Annotated in this window: 16 protein-coding genes; 6 read left to right on the top strand and 10 right to left on the bottom strand. The window is 33.6% G+C overall.

Going from position 1 to position 19,658, the window contains the following annotated elements; genetic code table 11:
- The first annotated feature begins 244 nt into the window (after nt 1-244).
- The gene (locus tag IRZ78_RS21195) at nt 245-655 is read left to right on the top strand and encodes a hypothetical protein (protein WP_194618513.1); all 411 of its coding nucleotides are present in this window, start codon (nt 245-247) and stop codon (nt 653-655) included.
- Between the two features lie 424 nt (nt 656-1,079).
- Complete coding sequence (locus IRZ78_RS21190; protein ID WP_194618511.1) at nt 1,080-2,432, top strand: GH1 family beta-glucosidase; 1,353 nt, start codon at nt 1,080-1,082, stop codon at nt 2,430-2,432.
- Between the two features lie 75 nt (nt 2,433-2,507).
- Here IRZ78_RS21190 and IRZ78_RS21185 read toward each other — a convergent pair whose 3' ends face one another.
- The gene (locus IRZ78_RS21185; RefSeq protein WP_194618509.1) at nt 2,508-2,876 is read right to left on the bottom strand and encodes a hypothetical protein; all 369 of its coding nucleotides are present in this window, start codon (nt 2,874-2,876) and stop codon (nt 2,508-2,510) included.
- 1,096 nt (nt 2,877-3,972) lie between these two features.
- On the opposite strand from IRZ78_RS21185, the gene IRZ78_RS21180 reads away from it, so the two are divergent.
- Together IRZ78_RS21180 and IRZ78_RS21175 are read left to right on the top strand one after the other, a co-directional pair.
- On the top strand, nt 3,973-4,161 hold the full coding sequence (locus IRZ78_RS21180; protein WP_194618507.1) for a hypothetical protein: 189 nt from the start codon (nt 3,973-3,975) through the stop codon (nt 4,159-4,161).
- A 143-nt stretch (nt 4,162-4,304) separates the two neighbouring features.
- Nucleotides 4,305-5,942, top strand: a complete 1,638-nt coding sequence (locus IRZ78_RS21175) for an ATP-binding protein (RefSeq protein ID WP_347349839.1) — start codon at nt 4,305-4,307, stop codon at nt 5,940-5,942.
- An 89-nt stretch (nt 5,943-6,031) separates the two neighbouring features.
- Here IRZ78_RS21175 and IRZ78_RS21170 read toward each other — a convergent pair whose 3' ends face one another.
- The 5 genes from IRZ78_RS21170 to IRZ78_RS21150 form a co-directional block, all read right to left on the bottom strand.
- Nucleotides 6,032-7,483: a TolC family protein gene (locus IRZ78_RS21170; protein ID WP_194618502.1), complete on the bottom strand. Its 1,452-nt coding sequence runs from the start codon at nt 7,481-7,483 to the stop codon at nt 6,032-6,034.
- On the bottom strand, nt 7,476-10,643 hold the full coding sequence (locus tag IRZ78_RS21165) for an efflux RND transporter permease subunit (RefSeq protein ID WP_194618500.1): 3,168 nt from the start codon (nt 10,641-10,643) through the stop codon (nt 7,476-7,478). The genes IRZ78_RS21170 and IRZ78_RS21165 overlap by 8 nt, the downstream gene beginning before the upstream one ends.
- Before the next feature lie 25 nt (nt 10,644-10,668).
- Nucleotides 10,669-11,751 carry an efflux RND transporter periplasmic adaptor subunit gene (locus tag IRZ78_RS21160; RefSeq protein ID WP_194618498.1) on the bottom strand — a complete coding sequence of 361 codons (1,083 nt, stop codon included), beginning with the start codon at nt 11,749-11,751 and terminating at the stop codon, nt 10,669-10,671.
- A gap of 176 nt (nt 11,752-11,927) precedes the next feature.
- Nucleotides 11,928-12,311 carry a hypothetical protein gene (locus IRZ78_RS21155; RefSeq protein ID WP_228520553.1) on the bottom strand — a complete coding sequence of 128 codons (384 nt, stop codon included), beginning with the start codon at nt 12,309-12,311 and terminating at the stop codon, nt 11,928-11,930.
- Between the two features lie 258 nt (nt 12,312-12,569).
- Nucleotides 12,570-12,974, bottom strand: a complete 405-nt coding sequence (locus tag IRZ78_RS21150; RefSeq protein WP_194618496.1) for a GNAT family N-acetyltransferase — start codon at nt 12,972-12,974, stop codon at nt 12,570-12,572.
- Between the two features lie 177 nt (nt 12,975-13,151).
- Here IRZ78_RS21150 and IRZ78_RS21145 point away from each other — a divergent pair, with 177 nt between their 5' ends.
- The gene (locus tag IRZ78_RS21145) at nt 13,152-13,319 is read left to right on the top strand and encodes a hypothetical protein (protein WP_194618494.1); all 168 of its coding nucleotides are present in this window, start codon (nt 13,152-13,154) and stop codon (nt 13,317-13,319) included.
- Between the two features lie 156 nt (nt 13,320-13,475).
- On the top strand, nt 13,476-13,715 hold the full coding sequence (locus IRZ78_RS21140) for a hypothetical protein (protein ID WP_194618492.1): 240 nt from the start codon (nt 13,476-13,478) through the stop codon (nt 13,713-13,715).
- 171 nt (nt 13,716-13,886) lie between these two features.
- On the opposite strand, the gene IRZ78_RS21135 is transcribed toward IRZ78_RS21140, so the two are convergent.
- The 4 genes from IRZ78_RS21135 to IRZ78_RS21120 form a co-directional block, all read right to left on the bottom strand.
- The gene (locus IRZ78_RS21135; protein ID WP_228520552.1) at nt 13,887-15,137 is read right to left on the bottom strand and encodes an alpha/beta hydrolase-fold protein; all 1,251 of its coding nucleotides are present in this window, start codon (nt 15,135-15,137) and stop codon (nt 13,887-13,889) included.
- Between the two features lie 90 nt (nt 15,138-15,227).
- Nucleotides 15,228-17,099: a M1 family metallopeptidase gene (locus IRZ78_RS21130; RefSeq protein WP_194618490.1), complete on the bottom strand. Its 1,872-nt coding sequence runs from the start codon at nt 17,097-17,099 to the stop codon at nt 15,228-15,230.
- Nucleotides 17,100-17,461: 362 nt separating this feature from the next.
- Complete coding sequence (locus IRZ78_RS21125; RefSeq protein WP_194618488.1) at nt 17,462-17,782, bottom strand: hypothetical protein; 321 nt, start codon at nt 17,780-17,782, stop codon at nt 17,462-17,464.
- 248 nt (nt 17,783-18,030) lie between these two features.
- The gene (locus IRZ78_RS21120; protein WP_194618486.1) at nt 18,031-19,611 is read right to left on the bottom strand and encodes an NADP-dependent glyceraldehyde-3-phosphate dehydrogenase; all 1,581 of its coding nucleotides are present in this window, start codon (nt 19,609-19,611) and stop codon (nt 18,031-18,033) included.
- Between the last annotated feature and the right edge of the window lie 47 nt (nt 19,612-19,658).

Here is a 19,658-nt window from a genome sequence, read left to right as displayed (position 1 = left end):
TTTTACTATTAATAAATCTAAAATCCCTTCTAATTTAAACCATCGACAACATTTATCAATTCGAAAAAGAACTCCTGGAAACAGTTGCACTTTACGAAACTGATAAAGGCTAAAAATCAAGTACTAATACGCATTTTAAACAAAGTATTTCTAACTAGATTTAGCACCACAAAGTATCTGCTATTTTTAGATTTCAGATACGGAAAATATTGGTTATATATTTAATTTTTTATCTAAAACGCCTATGCAAAAAAACTACCTTATTTTATTTCTATTACTTGTTACGCTTTCGTGTAGAAAAGCTTCCGCTCCTCCTCCACCGCAAATTAATTCGTTTTTAAAACAAGTAATTACGCCCGATGACCGAAAAACAATTACAGCTGAAGAAGCAAAAACGTATCATGTAAACGACACTTACCAATACAAATACAGAACAGGAGATCCGGGACAATACGAATATAATTACGATGTAAAAGGAATAAATATTGATGGCGATTCGGTTTTTGGGAATATCAATGTTCAGGAAAAATATGGCGCAGGAATTTTACTTGGCGATACTATTCCTGATATTGAAATTAACACCGAATGGGTTTCATACGGAAAACTAGTTGCCACCGATTTAAAAGGAAATAAATACCAATTAATTGTCAAATAAAACCCTGATGAAATATACTTTACTCTTACTATTTATTTTTTTCACCTCTTTTAGACCTCCTGAAGCGGCGGTATATATTTGTGGCCCAACCGGTGCAAAAAAATACCATTATAACCAAACGTGCCGCGGTTTGTCATCCTGTAATCACGGAACTGTAAAAACATCCTTAAAACAGGCACAAGGTTTAGGCCTCACCCTTTGCGGATGGGAAGATTAAAGGATCTTCCCTTTCAAACATTTAATCATTTGATAATAATCACTTTAAGTTAAATTCACATTAGTTTTATTAATTTGATTAAAACTAAACGTTATGAAATTCTTCAACCTAAATTTTCTGGTTTCATTCAAAGAATGGCTGTTTTTAAGAGCTATGCAATCGTCTTTCCTTCATTAATAAATTACAATAAAGGAAATACTTATTTGAATGAATAAAATAGAGAACTCATTTTTAAACAAAGACCAATTTGGAGATGATTTCTTGTGGGGTGTTTCAACCGCCGCCTTCCAAATTGAGGGAGCACATGATGCCGATGGAAAAGGTTCTTCGATCTGGGATGTTTTTACGTCTCAAAAAGGGAAAATAAAAAACGGACATCATGCTCTAACGGCCTGCGATTTCTACAATTCGTACCAAAACGATATAGACTTAATCCGGGAATTAAATATTCCGAATTTTAGGTTTTCTATCAGCTGGCCCCGAATCATGCCTACAGGAATTCATCCTGTAAATCAAGCCGGTATCGAATATTACAATAAAATCATTGACTCTTTACTTGCGTCCGGAATAGAACCCTGGATAACGCTTTATCATTGGGATCTGCCACATTCTTTAGAGACAAAAGGGGGCTGGACCAATAGAGAATCGGTTTCATGGTTTTCAGAGTACGTAGAAGTTTGTGCACAATATTTTGGAGATCGTGTAAAAAACTGGATGGTGATCAACGAACCATCTGTTTTTACCGGAGCGGGATATTTTCTGGGCATTCATGCTCCGGGCAAAAAAGGGATCACCAATTATCTTAAAGCCATGCATCACGTAACATTAGCTACTGCTGCCGGCGCAAAAATATTGAGAAACAGAATTCCCGAAGCCAATATTGGTACAACTTTCTCCTGCACGCATATCGAACCTGCAACAGAAAGCGCGAAAGATATCGAAGCCGCAAAACGTGTCGATACTTTACTGAACAGAACTTTTATAGAACCTATTTTAGGATTGGGTTATCCGCAAACTGATTTGCCGGTATTAAAAAAACTCAATAATTATATTTTAGAAGACGATCTCGACAATTTATTTTTCGATTTTGATTTTATAGGCCTGCAATGTTATACTCGTGAAGTTGTAAAATCATCCATGTTGATTCCTTATATAGGCGCTGAACTAATAAGTGCCGAAAAAAGAAACGTAATCTCAACCGAAATGGGCTGGGAAGTTTATCCTCCGGCCTTATATCACGTCCTGAAAAAATTCAACGAATATAAAGGCATTAAAAAGATTATCATTACAGAAAACGGTGCCGCTTTCCCGGACACTTTAAGCAACGGAAAAGTATACGACATCAAACGTACGCATTATATTCAGGATCACTTAGAACAAATTCTTAAAGCCAGAAAAGACGGCCTAAACGTCGAAGGTTATTTCGTATGGAGCCTTACCGATAACTTCGAATGGGCCGAAGGTTATAATGCCCGATTCGGCTTAATTCATGTCGATTTCGACACGCAGCAACGAACCATTAAACATTCAGGATTATGGTTTAAAGATTTTTTATCTTAAAACTGATACTTAAAAATATAAAAAGCCTTTCGCAAGATGAATGTGAAAGGCTTTTTTCGTTTCAAATAAAATCATTTATCGTTGAATTCTAAAAGGATATTGTTGTTTTAAGATTCCAATAGTAATCTTGCCATTATTTTTTAAATGAGCTGTAGCAAGAATATATCTTTCTTCGGGGTACTTTATATCAAAACTAAAGATTGTATCTCTTACTTTTACCTGAAGCAGGTGTTTTCCTGCATCTGAGACCGGCAGTTCTGCTGTTTCATAACCTGGCATTGCATTGGTTGCTTTTAAATTAATATCCTGAACTTTCTTTTTATCCAGAAGTACTTCCAGTTTTAAGTTATCAAGTTTCATCTCTGTTGGCTGTTCAAACGAAACCACGTATTTTTTACAACCAAAAGTGCATAAAACAATTAATAGTAACAGAAGCTTTTTCATAAAAGATGTTTTTAAACTGACGGTGAATAGAAATCAAACCTATTGTAATATTTTATAAATATAGATAATTTTATTACAATCCAACCGCCAAAAAAGTACATTTTATGGCTGCAAAAATTAGTAATTAGCAGGAGAGAAAATTGGTGAAATTATTTGATAAAAAAAGCAAAAAAAACACTTATTTTCCTTGTATTTATTAGGTTTAACGGTTATTTTTTCTTATCTTTATAGTATAAATAACAGATAATATATGCCAAAAAACAAACTATTTAAGCGCCCGGATTACTCCTCAAAAAATTATTTTTTTTACCCTTTTACGCATTTTATTTTTCAAAATGCTTTTAAATTTCATTTCGAAGTTTTTCCATTTAATCTTTTTTCTGCACAAAGTATAAACACGCAGAATACACCGGAGCGATCGCTCCAAATGCAACCATAATTATTTTTCCCCGATATATCTTCTAAGCTGTTTTTTTTTAGAAAATATATTCCTCAAATTAAAGAAAAGATTTCCTTTTTCAGGATCTTCTTTCGACTCTTCATGTTCATTTTTCATTAAACTAAATTTAATTTCTATGATTCATTTTTCGTTTTTTCAACAATTAGAAGTTTTATAATATTAATCTCAATGTATTGATTCTTCAATACTACATTTTTTTATCTTTTTTTGATAGTCTAATCCAACCTTTTTACAACTTTTTGCCTCTATCTAATAAAGGGCAGATTGTTTTTATATTCCATTAACACGTTCTAAAAAACCTAAATTTATTATGCATTGTATTTTGTTTTTAGGAATTCCTGGGAATCTCAGGAAAATGCGGGAATTCTGGGAATCCCTTATCTACAAAGGCCTCAAAGTGCCTTTCCTTTGCCATAGAAATTAGTTCAGGTTTTGTCTGCAGACTAAAACGAAAATAAAAACTATTTCGAACTAACAGTGTAAAAACCGTAAGACCGAGTTTATTCAGGAAGTATAAATAACGTCTTACTGTTCTACACGATTTACTTCCTAAAAATCAATTTGGTATTGCTCCAAACAAGCTCTGGATAAAGTCCGGACAGCAATACCTATGTCTAATTTCTAAATTAAATCAAAATGAAAAAACTAATACTATTTATCGCTTTTGCGCTATTGTTCACTATATTTTCTTGTACTCCTGATGAATATGAGAGCCAACCAAAAAAGGATACAGAAAAAGCTGTTAATCATATAAAAGCAACTTATGCAGATGGCCCTGGTGATGGAACAACACCACCTCCACCTCCACCAGCTCCAAAAGATTAATAAATATATATTTTTAGTATCTAATTAATTACTATTTTCGGGGAAAGTAAATTTGTATGTTACGGTCCCCGTTTTTTTATTTTATTATACTTCTTTTTCTTTTTTCCTGCGAAGAAAAAAAGACCGTTAATACTAACACAGAATTGATTCGAAAAGAGGCACTTAACTTAAGAAATAAAGGCCTTGAAAATTATGATAAACAAAACTTTAATACCGCTTTTGATGAGTTTTATAAATCAAAACAACTTTATGAAACTTTAAAATACGGTGTAAAAAAAGACAGTGCTAATATTGGCTACATACTTATTATGATGGCAACAATTCAGCAAGTCAACGGTGATTATTACGGTAGTAAAGAAACCGTTACCGAAGCATTAGCTTATGTGAAAAAAAATAGCGTTTATACTGCTTCTATATATAATAGATTAGGCGTTGCCGATAAAGAACTTTCTCTTTATGATGACGCTATTTTTTACTACAAAGAAGCTGCAAAAGATTTCACAGACCCTGTTGAGAGGCAAATCCCTTTAAGCAATATAGCCGCAGTTTATATCCAGCAAAAAAAATACGATAACGCGATCGCTCTTTTAGAATCACTTTTAAACAAAAAATTATTAAACAAAAAAGATTGGGCAATATACGAAGCCATACTTATAGATAATCTGGGTTATGCTTATTTTAAAAAAGGAATGGATGAAAAAGGATTCGGTTTAATGAATGAAGCGCTCCAGACAAGAAATGAATTTGAGGATACATACAGAAGCATTGAAAGTTATCTGCATCTCGCCGATTATTATACTCAAAAAGACATTAAAAGATCGAATAAAAATGCTCTCACTGCTTACAATATTGCCACAAAGCTAAATAGTGTTGACGAAAGATTAGAAGCATTACAAATTTTAATTTCAAATGATCATAGTGCCCAAAACAACCAATATGTACAGAAATATTTTACTTTAAACGACAGCATTATTAAGGTTAGAAATAACTTCAAAAATAAGTTTGCTAAAATTAAGTACGATGCAAAAAAAGAAAAAGATGAAAACGCAAAACTTCGTTTAGAAAAAGCAGAAAACTTATTATCGCTTCAAAAAGCAACCTATCTACGAATTGTTTTTATAATCGTTTTTATTTTTCTGGTCATTTTAATAGCAATCTTAATACGCTATTATAAAAATAAAAACAGGGCGATAGAATTTAAGACTTCCTATAACACCGAAACCCGAATTGCCAAAAAAATTCATGACGAATTGGCCAACGATGTATTTCATGTGATTGCTTTTGCCGAATCTCAGCCTTTATCTACAGAAAGTACAAAAGAGAATCTACTACAAAAATTAGATGACATTTACGGACGCGTGAGAGGAATTTCAAGAGAAAACAATAAAATTGATACCGGAACAGATTTTATCAAAAGCTTAAAAGATATGCTTTCGACTTATAATACCAGCGAAAGAAATATCATGGTTACTAATTTAGAAAGTATACACTGGGAAAGTATCGATGAAATAAAAAAGATTACCATTAGCAGAGTTTTACAGGAACTAATGGTGAATATGAAAAAACACAGCGAGGCAAATCTGGTGGTTATAAAATTTGAAAGTGATACAAAATCAATTGTAATAAATTATAATGATAATGGTAAAGGCTGCGAAAAAACCCTGATGATAAAAAATGGACTCCAAAACATGGAAACCCGTATTCAGGCTGTTAAAGGAACTATCGATTTTGATACCGAACCTGGCAAAGGCTTTAGAGCAAAAATAGTAATGCCCAAATAGTCAAATTAAATTTAGGCATGATAATTACAAAAAAGCCTTTCAAAATTTTACTCTTGAAAGGCCTTTTCTCTACAAATTAACAGGCAATATTATTTCCATCCGCCACCTAAGTCTCTATAAACATGGACAGCAGCATTTAGTTGTTCTTTTTTGGTATCAACCAATTCTAATTTTGCTTCTAATGCATCACGCTGTGTCATTAAAACTTCGAAATAATCTACTCTCGCTGATTTAAACAAATCATTAGAAACATCAATAGAAGTATTTAAAGCGTCTACTTGTTTCGATTTAAGATCGTAACCTTTTTGTAAATTCTCAATTTTAGAAAGCTGGTTTGAAACTTCTAAATAAGCATTCAAAACCGTACGATCGTAGTTATACAACGCCTGAAGTTGTCTTGCATTGGCACTTGCAAACTCTGCTTTTATCGCATTTCTGTTGATCAGTGGCGCAGCAAGATCTCCTGCTAAAGAATACAAAATTGATTCAGGAAACGTAAACAAATAAGATGGTTTAAAAGCCTGAACCCCTACTGCAGCAGAAATATCCAACGATGGATAAAACTCAGCTCTAGCTACTTTTACATCTAATTTTGAAGCTACTAGTTCTAATTCAGCTTGTTTTACATCAGGGCGATTCGCTAATAATTGAGACGGAATTCCTGAACTTACAGCAGCTGGTAATAAACTCAAGAAATTAGTACTGTTTGTTCTCTTGATTTCCTGCGGATATCTACCCAGTAAAAAGTTGATTTTATTCTCTGCTTCTTTGATTTGCTGCAAAATATCAAACTCCATACTTTGAGAAGTCAGCACCTCTGCTTCAAATTTCTTAACCCCAAGTTCTGTTGCTCTTGCAGCCTGCTTTTGAATTTTTACAATTTCTAGAGCATTAGTCTGCAATTTGATCGTTTGTTTTACAATATCCAACTGATTGTCTAAAGCCAGTAACTCATAATAAGAATCGGCAACTTCAGCAATAAGATTGGTAATCACAAAGTTTTTACCTTCAACTGTAGCCAAATATCGGTTTAATGCCGCTTTTTTAGAATTGCGCAGTTTTTTCCAGATATCCACTTCCCAATTGGCGTAAGCCGAAATGGTAAAATCTCCCAACGGATCAGGAGTTTCTACTCCCGGTTTAATTTCGGTAGTAGCATCACCCGCACCCTGGCTGGTATATCTACCCACTTTTTCTACTCCAGCTCCGGCACGAACACCAACTGTTGGCAATAAAAGTCCTTTTTTTACACGAATATCATTCTTAGCAATTTCGATTTCCTGTAAAGTGATATTTAATTCCTGATTGTTTTTCAGGGCAACATCGATCAAATCAACCAGATTTTGATCTTTAAAGTAATCTTTCCAGACTAAAGCTGAGGTATTATTGTTTGTGTCCTGAGTTTGTGTTGTTATACCAAACGATTCAGGAACTGGTGTACTGGTTGTAGGTGCTGCCTCAGGCGCAGGGGCTTTACACCCTGCAATCGTAAGACATATACCTAACGCAATACCATATTGATATGATTTAAATTTATACATGATTATCATCAATTTCTTCTGTTAATGGATTTTCTTCTTCATTTTTTACCAGTTTATACTTTTCTGCAATTTTGGCAAAAATGAAATACAAGCCCGGAATTACAAATACCCCACAAATAGTACCTATAAGCATACCTCCGGCAGCCGCAGTACCAATAGTTCTGTTTCCAATTTTACCCGGACCAGTAGCAAAAGCAAGTGGCAATAATCCCGCAATAAAAGCAAAAGAAGTCATCAAAATAGGACGGAACCTTGCTTTTGCTCCCTCCATTGCGGCTTCAAGTACTGATCTTCCTGCTGCATGTCGCTGTATGGCAAACTCTACAATCAGTACGGCATTTTTACCTAGTAAACCAATAAGCATTACCATCGCTACCTGAGCGTAGATGTTGTTTTCTAATCCTGTTAACTTCAACAATAAGAAAGCTCCAAAAATACCTGCCGGTAAAGAAAGAATTACTGATAATGGTAAAATAAAACTCTCATATTGAGCGGCTAATACTAAATACACGAATCCTAAACAGATCATGAATACCCAAATTGCCTGATTACCCTGAGCCACCTCATCTGCAGAAATACCTGCCCAGTCAATATCATATCCTCTAGGTAATTTTTTAGCCGCAACTTCCTGAATTACTTTAATTGCTGTACCAGAACTATACCCTGATGCAGCAGAACCACTAATTTGTGTAGAAGTGTACATGTTATGTCTTGTAATTTCAGAAAGTCCGTATACTTTTTCTAATCTCATGAAAGCAGAAAAAGGGACCATTTCATCACGATTGTTTTTAACATAAAGCTTTAAAATATCATCCGGCTGAGCGCGATATTCCGGAGAAGCCTGAACAATTACTTTATAGTTAATTCCGTATTTAATAAAACTAATTTCGTAGTTACTACCCACAAGAGTTGACAAAGTATTCATGGCGTTTTCGATAGAAACTCCTTTTTGCTGTGCCATATCATTGTCTACTTTCATCATGTACTGAGGGAAACTAGAGCTATAGAAACTAAATACGTTAGATAATTCCGGATGAGTATTTAACTCCTTAACAAAATCGTTATTTACCTGCTCCATTTTTTTGTAATCATTAGAACCTGTTTTGTCTAACAAACGAAGCTCAAATCCTCCGGCAGCACCATATCCTGGTACAGCAGGCGGTTGAAAGAATTCAATATTAGCTCCCGCAATATCTTTAGATTTTTCTTCTAATTCGGCCATAATCTCAAGAACAGAATGCTTCCTGTCACTCCAGTCTTTAAGGTTAACCAAACAAGTTCCTGAGTTGGATCCCGTACCTTCAGACAGAATTTCATAACCTGCTAATGAAGAAACGGATTTTACTCCATCAATTTTTTCAGCGATTTTCTGTAATCTTTCTGCAATATTATTGGTTCTTTCTAATGATGAACCTGGTGGTGTCTGAATTACAGCATAAAACATACCCTGATCTTCATTCGGGATAAACCCGGAAGGAACGGTACTACTAATCAACCATGTTCCGGCGCAAAACACAAGAAGTGCAATAATAGTCACAGCTCTTCTGTTTACAATTTTACCTAATAGATTTTGGTATTTGCCTTGCGCTAAATTGAATTTATTATTAAAACCATCTATAAATACATTTACAGGGGTTTTCTTTTTAACCTCACCGTGATTGTTTTTTAACATCATCGCACAAAGCGCCGGTGTCAAAGTCAAAGCCACAATACCAGAAAGGATAATAGCCGTTGCCATAGTTACAGAGAACTGTCTGTAAAAGACCCCAACAGGACCAGACATAAATGCAACCGGAATAAATACCGCTGCCATTAAGAATGTAATCGCAATAATTGCTCCTGCAATCTCGTGCATTGCTTTTTTAGTTGCTTTAAGTGGCGAGAGATGCTCTTCCTCCATCTTGGCGTGAACCGCTTCGATTACTACAATCGCATCATCGACGACGACCCCAATTGCTAAAACTAAAGCAAATAAGGTGATTAAGTTTAATGAGATATCAAAGAAAGTCATGAAAACAAACGTACCTATCAAGGATACCGGTACCGCAATTGCCGGAATAACCGTCGAACGCCAATCTCCTAAGAAAAGGAATACCACGATACCTACCAGAATAAAAGCTTCAACAAGTGTATGAATTACTTTTTCGATAGAAGCATCAAGGAATTTAGAAACGTCATACGAAATTTCATAATCCATTCCTTTAGGGAATCTTTGCTTAATTTTTTCCAATTTAGCTTTTACCTCCTCAATAACCTGATTGGCATTACTACCAAAAGACTGTTTTAATACAATCGCTGCCGATGGTCTACCGTTTAAGTTCGAATAAATATCATACATCGAGCTTCCAAATTCTACTTTGGCAACATCTTTCAAACGTAAAAGTTCCCCGTTAGCGTTTGATTTTACCACAATATTCTCATATTGCTCTTTGGTTGTAAAACGTCCTGAATATTTTAATACATATTCAAATGCCTGAGAACGCTTACCAGAACTTTCTCCCGTTTTACCAGGCGAAGCTTCTAAACTCTGACTTGATAAAGCCTCCATGATCTCATCTGCAGAAATTTTATAAGCCAACATACGATCTGGTTTTAACCAGATACGCATAGCATATTCACGTGTTCCTAAGATATCTCCAGAACCAATACCATTTACCCTTTTCAATTCTGAAAGTACGTTGATATCAGCATAATTGTACAAGAACTTCATGTCGGTATTTTTGTCTGTACTGTAAAGATTCACATACATCAACATACTCGGCACTTCTCGTGTAATTTTAATACCTTCCCTAATTACCAAAGGAGGTAATTTATTGGTTACTGAAGCCACACGGTTCTGAACGTTAATCGCAGCCTGATTAGGATCTGTTCCTAAGTTAAACACTACTTTTATAGTAGCCTCACCATCATTTCCCGCATCAGAAGCCATATATTTCATTCCGGGAACCCCATTTAAGGCTCTTTCCAGAGGAATTACAACAGCTTTGATCATCAATTCGCCATTAGATCCTGGATAATCTGCTGTAACATTTACCATTGGTGGTGAGATGGTAGGGAACTGTGTAATAGGTAAACTTAATACCGACAATACCCCTAAAAAGACAATTATAAGCGATATTACTATCGACAATACAGGTCTTTGAATAAATTTATTAAACATTTTTATATTTTTTTAATGATTAAACCTATTCTGCTTTTACGCGCAAATGATTGATAACCGTTTGAGGAGCTTGGTATTCGAATTTAATTTTGTCGTTTTCTTTTACTTTCTGAACTCCTTCAAGTAAAATCTTATCATTTTCAGTAAGTCCGGTTTTAATCACATACAAATCAGGAATTTCGCCTGTAATTGTAATTTCTCTTGAATTTACTTTATTGTTTTTATCAACAACAAAAACATATTTTTTATCCTGAATTTCGTAAGTCGCTTTCTGCGGAATTACGATTGCATTTTTAAGAGGAACTAACATCTGAACTTGTCCGGTTTCGCCATTTCTAAGTAATTTTGCTGAGTTAGGGAATCTTGCTCTAAAAGCAATATTTCCGGTTTCATTATTAAATTCACTTTCGATAACTTCTACGTTTCCTTTTTCTTTAAAAATATCTCCATTCGCTAAAACAAGGCTCACTTTATTATCAGCACGATCTTTTACGTCTGTTTGGTATTGTAGATATTCAGGTTCTGATACGTTGAAGTAGGCAAACATCTGACTGTTGTCTGAAAGACTTGTCAATAATTCGCCTTCATCGATAAGACTTCCTAATTTTAAAGGGATACGGTCGATAGTTCCGTCAAACGGAGCTCTGATTTCAGTGAAAGATAAATGAAGTTTTGCCAAAGCAACTTCAGCTTTTGCTGATTGCAATTTTGCCTGAGCGACACTTAATTCGTTTTTAGAAACGATATTTTTATCTGCCAGTAATTTTGAATTTTGCAATTCAATTTCTACTGATTTTTGTTCAGCCTGTGCTTTAAGCAATTCCGCCTGATACATGTTTGGCATAATTTTAAACAACAGCTGTCCTTTTTTCACAAACTGTCCCTCATCAACATAAATATTTTGTAAAAACCCTTTTTCCTGGGCGCGAAGTTCGATGTTTCGAACAGATTTAATTTGCGAAACATATTCCTTTGTAAACGAAGTATCAATTCTAACCGGATTGGTCACGGTGAATTTTTCTGCTTCTTCTTTTTCTTCTTTTTTAGTTGTACAACTAGTAAGGCACACAAGGGCAAATAAGCCTGTGAACAAGATAATTCTTTTCATGATTTTAATGGAAATTAAGCGATTGAATGCTTGGAATACAGTGATTCCTTTAGATGAAAAAATGCATCAGGCAGCCTTAGTTATAACTTAACTTTCATACAAGAAGAAGTAGAAAAAAATATACATCAACAAGATATGCAGGATTACAACTTAGGTAACCGATGTATACTGTTGAATCAAATTCTTAAAACCTGTTGGGTAATGTAAATAGGATTTGACTGGCCACAGAATGGCGCGAAGATTTTAAAACGATTGTAATCATTTACAATAGTCTGACTTGAAAAGGAAAGGTACCAATTGTCAAGTAAACTATAGTTTGTTGCAAAAAGCTTGTTTGTAAGTCCATCTTTAAGATCATCACTTCCAACATATTCTTCTTCAAGATCTACATCGGCATCTTCAATGATTGAACTGCCCTGATCCTGATTGGTGAATTTCACTCGGTGCTTTTTCTCAAGAGTATGATGGTGAAAGTTTTTAGGAGTACCCGCATTAAGATATTGCCCTCCGCCAAGCAGAAGCAAATTCATGAATACTAAAAATACTATTAACTTTCTCATTTGGGTGCGAAAGTAAGCAAAGTATCTAAACAAAAAAAGATTTTTTTATAAGCTTTAACATTTAACAAAAACGAAAACGTTTTCATTGATTTTTTATTTACGAAATATATTAAATCACTATTTTTTTATGTCCAATTATCTTAAAAATCCTTAATAAAAATAAGTCCCACACGAAAGAAAAGGATTACTTATTTAAAACCATCAAAAACATAATTATTTGATATTGTTTATTTTAAATCAACAATTTCACTTATATTTTTATATTAAAATTTCCATTATTGTAAATTCCTGATTTGCTTTAACAAAAGTTTTACGAGTATCATTCATTCCAAATTTCTCATAAAAAGTTTTTTTACTGGTTCTGGCATTACACCACATTTTGTTCAAATTCTTTTCTTTTGCAAGCTTCAAAATATAGTTTAGAAGCTGAGAAGCAATTCCTTTTCCCTGAAATTCTTCTAAAGTAGCTAATTTTCTAAATTGCATTTCATCATCAACAATAAAGCATGAAACGATCGAAACCAGTTTTTCCTGCTCGAAAACACCAAAATGTAAACCAAAATTGTCTTCTTCCAGCTTAACAAAATCAAAAGGCTGATCCGGCCACATTACTTCATGCCTGATTTGCCAGGTTTGCGAAGCTTTAATTGCTTTAATTTCCATACATTATCATTTTTTCAAGTATACAAATTTACAGGTTTTACAAATCGATTCTTTTAATTAACAACACGCAAACTCTATTCATTATCAAAAAACATACATCAAACAAATAAGATAAATCATTTTTTTCTAATTAATAATATTTATTCTTATGCTATCTAAAAATAAATATATCCAGTTATGAAAAAATTCATTTTAGCAGCATTATTATGTATTAGTGCGAATGGTTTTGCTCAATTGATACAATTTGGACCTCAATTTTCTTATAATATACTTCTCCGCTTACAGATGATTTCAGCTCAAAAAGCTCCAGAACTGGATATGGCGTTGCAGGGTTTGCGCGGGTAAATTTATTGCTTTTTTAGGGACAGGAAGAATTTGGTTATGCTTAATCGGAATTTAGTCTTTCGCAAACCGGAATTGGAGAAACTGAATATAAATTATCAGGAACTGATGCAACTCTCCTTGTTAGTTTTAAAGTTGTGCCTTTAGGAAAATTAGGAAATGTTCGAATTTTTACCGGATATAACTGGAAAAGTTACTCTGATATCAAAGCAAATAATAGCCTTAATTATATTGCCTTCGAAAAAAAATAACAGCAGCATTCTTGGCGGAGTTGGTGTCGATTTATGGAAACTGAATTTAGATTACAGGTATCTGGCAGGAGTTACAGATCTTGATCCTTCGGGCAGAAATGTAAAAACTGTGGTCTTTAATATCTCATTGGGTTTTAAATCTTTATAAAAACGTCTTGCTATATATAAAAAAAAGGTCTTCAAAATCACTTAAGTTTACATTTTCTAAAGTTTCGACTTACAAAAAACATAATGGCCCAAAATATGTTCAGGCTTCATACTTTTAAGCAATTGTTATAAATTTTTCTCTCCGCACATTGTATAAGTTGTATTAAATAAATTATTTAAGTTTTTCTAATTTAGCTTTTGTTTCAGGAAATTTTTTGTCCAGTGTCAGTACTTTTTCATAACTGGCAATGGCATTTTTCTTATCGCCCTTAGCCTCATAAAAATCTCCCAGTGAGTCATATACATTTGGACTTTGAGGATAATTGGCAACATTTAGTTTAAACAAATAACCTGCTAAATCCATATCTTTTTTACCAAGAGACTGGTATCCATAAGCATTTACCATATTTTCCGGGGCGCTTACTTTATATCCCAAATGCTTTGAAACGTTATCATAATGCTTTTCTATTTTTGCAAAAACAGCTTTATCAAAATTGATTTGATCTGGTATAGAAAGTTTTAACTGATTAAATTGAAATATAAAACGAATTGCATCATAAGTAGCAATTAGCGGCACAGAACCGTGACTATCATCTTGATAATATTTGTATCCATACTTTAGATTACTGCTTTGATTCTTATCAAAAAAATCATTTAAGTCTAAAATTGATCTGATATGTCTGGTAAAAACCGTAGTATCCTTTCTAACCTTTACAAGATTCATACTATCATCCATAGTATTTGCAGCTCCCATAAACAATGAAACATTAGACAGTTTCTTTCCTGCTAATTTCTTTGTTGTTTCTGCTAAAAATTTCTGATTCCCCCACCACATACTTGGATCGATGGCAACATATGAATTGAATAAATGAGTATGATTGGTCAGAATATTTATGGTTGTTAATCCTCCAAAAGAATGACCTATCAGGGTTTTATAAGGTGCTGTTGGATATTTACTATCAATATATGGCATTAGTTCTTTTTCGAGAAACTCTACAAATTTTTCTCCTCCTCCGGATTGTTCGCTTAATTCTTTCGGCACAAATGGTAAATCAACTTCTGAATAAGTAGGAGTCAGATCTCTATTACGATTGGTGTTTGTAATACCAACAACAATCATTTCAGGACAATTGGTGTTTCCGTTTACTTCGCTTAGTTCTTCTATTATACCTACAACTGAACTAAAATGTCCCTCTGCGTCTAATAAATACACTACCGGATATTTTTGTTTTGCAAAACCTGTATTTTGAGCACTTTTAGGAAGATGTATCCAGATTTTTCTTTTCTCATTCAAGATTTTAGACGAAATACTATCTATAGTTCCAATCACAATTTTGGTTTTACTTTGTGCAAATCCAAAACCGGTAAGCATTATAAAAAAACAAAAAAGAATTATTTTTTCTCTGAAAATTTCTTTGATCATACTCCTTGAAGTTTTACTATTTATTAATAAAAGAAAAATTTGAAATTAAAAAAGACGTCTTTCTCCATAGAAAAAAGACGTCTTCACTTTTTATTTAGAAGACCAGCTATTATTGTTCGGCGTTGCATCCATAAAAATTCCGCCATCAAGTACTAGTTGTTTGATTTCTTTTTTATTTTTTAAAGCTATTGTTGTACGTTTTTGATTCGTTTGCCAAACGGCCGGAGTTTGGTGCAGCGTTTCTATTGTATTGTCTTTGTACGTAACAACTACATCAAACGGAATAGCGAAACCTCCATCATTCTCTACCGAGACTATATTTTTGGCAACATTTTTAACAGATAAATCAATATAGTTATTAGTGAAAAACCAGTTATTAAAAAACCAATTCAGGTTTTGTCCAGAAGCTGTATTTATAGAATTAAAATAATCCCACGGAATTGGGTGCTTACCATTCCAATTATCCATATAGGCATGCAATGATTTTTTGAACAATTCATCACCCAGCATATCTTTTAAAGCCAGGTATGAGAGGGAGGCTTTTCCGTATGAATTATTACCATAACCTGAATCTGACAACTGTGTAGACATGGTAATAATTGGCTGATCTTCTTCTGTTGAGGAATCATTGATGTATTGTTGCACCCTAAACTCTTTGTAAAATTTATCAGCTGCTTCTTTTCCGTGTTCGGCAATTCCAATTAAATATTCAAAAGTTGTCGCCCAGCCTTCGTCCATAAAAGCATAACGCGTTTCGTTGATTCCCATATAAAAAGGAAAATAAGTATGTGCTACTTCATGATCCTGAACCAATTGTGCAAAAATAGGATCGCCCATTTGAGAATCATTGCACATCATAGGATATTCCATATCGGCAAAACCCTGAAAAGCTGTCATTTTAGAAAACGGGTATGGAATTCCCGGCCAATTATTAGAAAACCAATCTAATGCATATTGATTGTTCTTAATCGAATTTACAAAATCAGTTCCTTTTACATCATAAGCCGCCTGTATACTTGCACGTCGATTTGTTTTTTTATCGACTACAACACTGCTGGCATCCCATAAATAATGATCACTTAATCCAAAACAAACATCTGAGATATTCTTCGCTTCGAATTTCCAAACGTTCCAATCGTTCTGTTTCGTTACAAGACCACTTTTCATTTCCTGCTCATTAGCAATGTGCAAAACTTCATCAGTTGTGTATGATTTTTTTAAACGTGAAGAAAATTCAGGTTGTAAAACCTCATCCGGATTTAATAAATCTCCTGTTCCGTAAACCACATAATTTTTTGGGGCTTTTACTGAATAAGTATAATCATTAAAATCATTATAAAACTCCTGACCTGAAGTATGTGGTAGTTGGTCCCAGCCATTGTAATCATCAAAAACAGATACACGTGGATAACTGTAGGCTACAAAAAAAGTGCTTTCATCTATTTGACCTTCTCTTCCGCTGACTTTTGATAGTGGATAATTCCAGTCAATATTAATTTTAGCTTTAGAATGAGGAGGAATACCTTTTTTCATTTTTACAACTCCTACTGTGCCCCATTCCCTGCCATCTTCTTTATAAACTTCCCCTCCAATTTTCAAAGTTGTAATTGTTAAGCCATCAGTAAAAAAACCTTCACTATTTGATACCGCTCTTGGTGAGTTTTTTTTATGAATATTATTTACAAATCTGATTCGTAAATTTTTCAAAGTATCATTACTATTGTTTTCATAAAGGATAGTTTCTGTTCCGCTAACGATTTTGCTAACAGCATCTACACTTAAGTCAATGGTATATTTACCATGATTTTGCCAATAGTTCTTTCCGGGTTTTCCATCCATAGAACGAATACCACTCGCATAAGACTCTTTAATGTTTCTTGGCATGTAAAGTTTTTGTGCAAAACTATTTTGCACTAAAAATAAAAAAGCTATTAATAGCAATTGGGGTGATTTTTTTTTCATAATTCATTTTAAGATTGATGATTAATACTGATTATGATATTAGTGGCTGGTTTTGTTTTAAAGTTACAATTCACTATAAAATTATACTAATTCAAATAAAAAACATCTAACTCTTAAAAAGAAAAAGATGTTTTCAAATAGTAACACAAGATTATTAAACCCACTTCTATTTAATTCTACTATAATACGCTTTCTTATTATCTATATCAATCATTTCCCTTCCTGAAGAAGTTACATTACCGGTATGAATTATACGAAGACCATTTAAAGATTCATCTACCATATAAGTCCATAATTCATTCTCTGGATGTACCATTTCTGTTACCGAATTATTAGTATCAAACCCATCATAGAATTCAATTTTATCTGTTTGTAGTAATCTTCTTTCCTTTGTTTTTTATATTTTTCACATAATAAGTAATTTCCTGATTGGTAACTACCATCAAAGTATCATTGCGTTTGGTCTTTTCTAAATCTTTACGAATCCAAATTGGTTCATTACCATTTAGATTCCATGTTCCGATTATTTTATTGATGAGGTTTTCTCTAACAATGGGTTTAAGTAAATCGATTTTATTTTTAGACTTTTTTCCAATTTCTGATTCGGGACTAATTTTATAGGCAAATAAAAGAGGCTCAATAGCTTTGTTATATTGTTTTTTTTGAAAGTAAGATAACCCCAAATTATATTTATTTTGCTGAAGCTATATTTTTTGATCATTTTGAGACCAAGAGTTTAGGGCAAATAAGAAAAGAAAGGCAATTGTAATTTTTTTCATTTTAAACTTCATTTTTTATTAATTAAAAATATAGTAAAAACAATACAATAAATTTATTCAGCAAGAAAATACCTTAATATATTAAAAAGAAAAACCGCCTGATTCTAAAATAGAAAGAGACGGTACCTACAATTAATATATAACCTTGATTACTACAAAATATAATCGGTATTAATAAAATTAGATTCTTTACTGTTAAGCAATTCCTGCAAAATTTCATTATTATAATCGATATCTTTTGAAGCTACAAACGTACGGATTGAGAATGAACGTAAAGCATCAGGAATACTCAAAGTTCCTACAGCCGAATCTTTACGACCTGTGAACGGGAATGCATCCGGACCTCTCTGGCAAGAACTGTTAAGATTTACTCTACACACTAAATTTACCAAAGCATCGATAAGCGGTGCTAAAGTTTTGATATCTTTCCCGAATAAACTTACTTGTTGACCGTAGTTTGATTCGGCCATATCTTCTAGTGGCTCATCAATATCTTTAAAAGAAATAATTGGCACTACGGGTCCAAATTGTTCTTCGTGATACACGCGCATATCTTTATTTACAGGATACAAAACTGCAGGGAAAATATAATTCTCTGTATGTTTTCCTCCTTTTTCGTTCAATATTTTTGCACCTTTACTTGTTGCATCATCAATTAATCCCTGAATATAATTTGGTTTTTCAGTCTCAGGAAGCGGTGTTAAAGAAGCTCCTTTTTCCCAAGGATTTCCAAATACTAAACCATCAACTTTTTCAGAAAAACGTTTATTGAATTCTTCTACAATAGACTCATGCACGTACAATACTTTTAAAGCTGTACAACGTTGTCCGTTGAAAGACAAAGATCCTGCAATACACTCCTGAATAGCTAGATCTAAATCGGCATCCGGTAAAATAATAGCCGGGTTTTTAGCTTCTAAACCTAAAATCAAACGCAATCTGTTTTTATTTGGGTGTTGGTCCTGCAACGCAATCGCAGATTTACTGTTTCCGATTAACGCCAAAACATCAATCTTTCCTGATTTCATGATTGGAGAAGCTACTTCACGGCCTCTTCCATAAACAATATTGATCACCCCTTTTGGGAAACTGCTTCTAAAGGCTTCCAACAATGGCGAAATACATAAAACACCATGTTTAGCTGGTTTGAAGATTACCGTGTTACCCATAATCAAAGCCGGGATAAGTAATGAAAAAGTTTCATTTAAAGGATAATTGTATGGTCCAAGACACAATACAACCCCTAGAGGTCCACGGCGAATCATTGCATTTACACCTTGTACTTTTTCAAAATGCGAACTGCGTCCGTTTAATTCTTTATAACTGGCAATAGTATCATAAATATATTCAACGGTTCTGTCAAATTCTTTTTCAGAATCTCCCAGGTTTTTTCCAATCTCCCACATCAAAAGTTTCACTACTTCCTGACGGGTTTCTTTCATTTGCTTTACGAAATTCTCCATGCATTTGATACGGTCCACCACTTTCATGGTTGGCCATAATCCCTGACCTTTATTATAAGAAGCATTGGCAGCTTCAACCACTTCGGCAGCTTCTTTTTCTGCCATAAACGGAATAGATCCTAATAATGTTGGTGTATATTTTTCTGTAGATGAAATGGTCGAAAACACAGGAGTAGTTTGTCCTGTCCATTGTTTTAGTTCGCCATTTACAAGATAAGTATCTTGGTTTATAAGGGTTTTAATCTGATACTCTTCTGGTATTAAACTCATAATCTGGTAATTTTATGTTTGGTTATTAATAGTTTATTAAAAGAAAA

It is taken from the genome of Flavobacterium sp. CSZ (genome assembly GCF_015350725.1).
Lineage (GTDB): Bacteria > Bacteroidota > Bacteroidia > Flavobacteriales > Flavobacteriaceae > Flavobacterium.
Note: the sequence above shows the minus strand (reverse complement) of the source record. Positions and strands in the feature narration are given on the sequence as shown.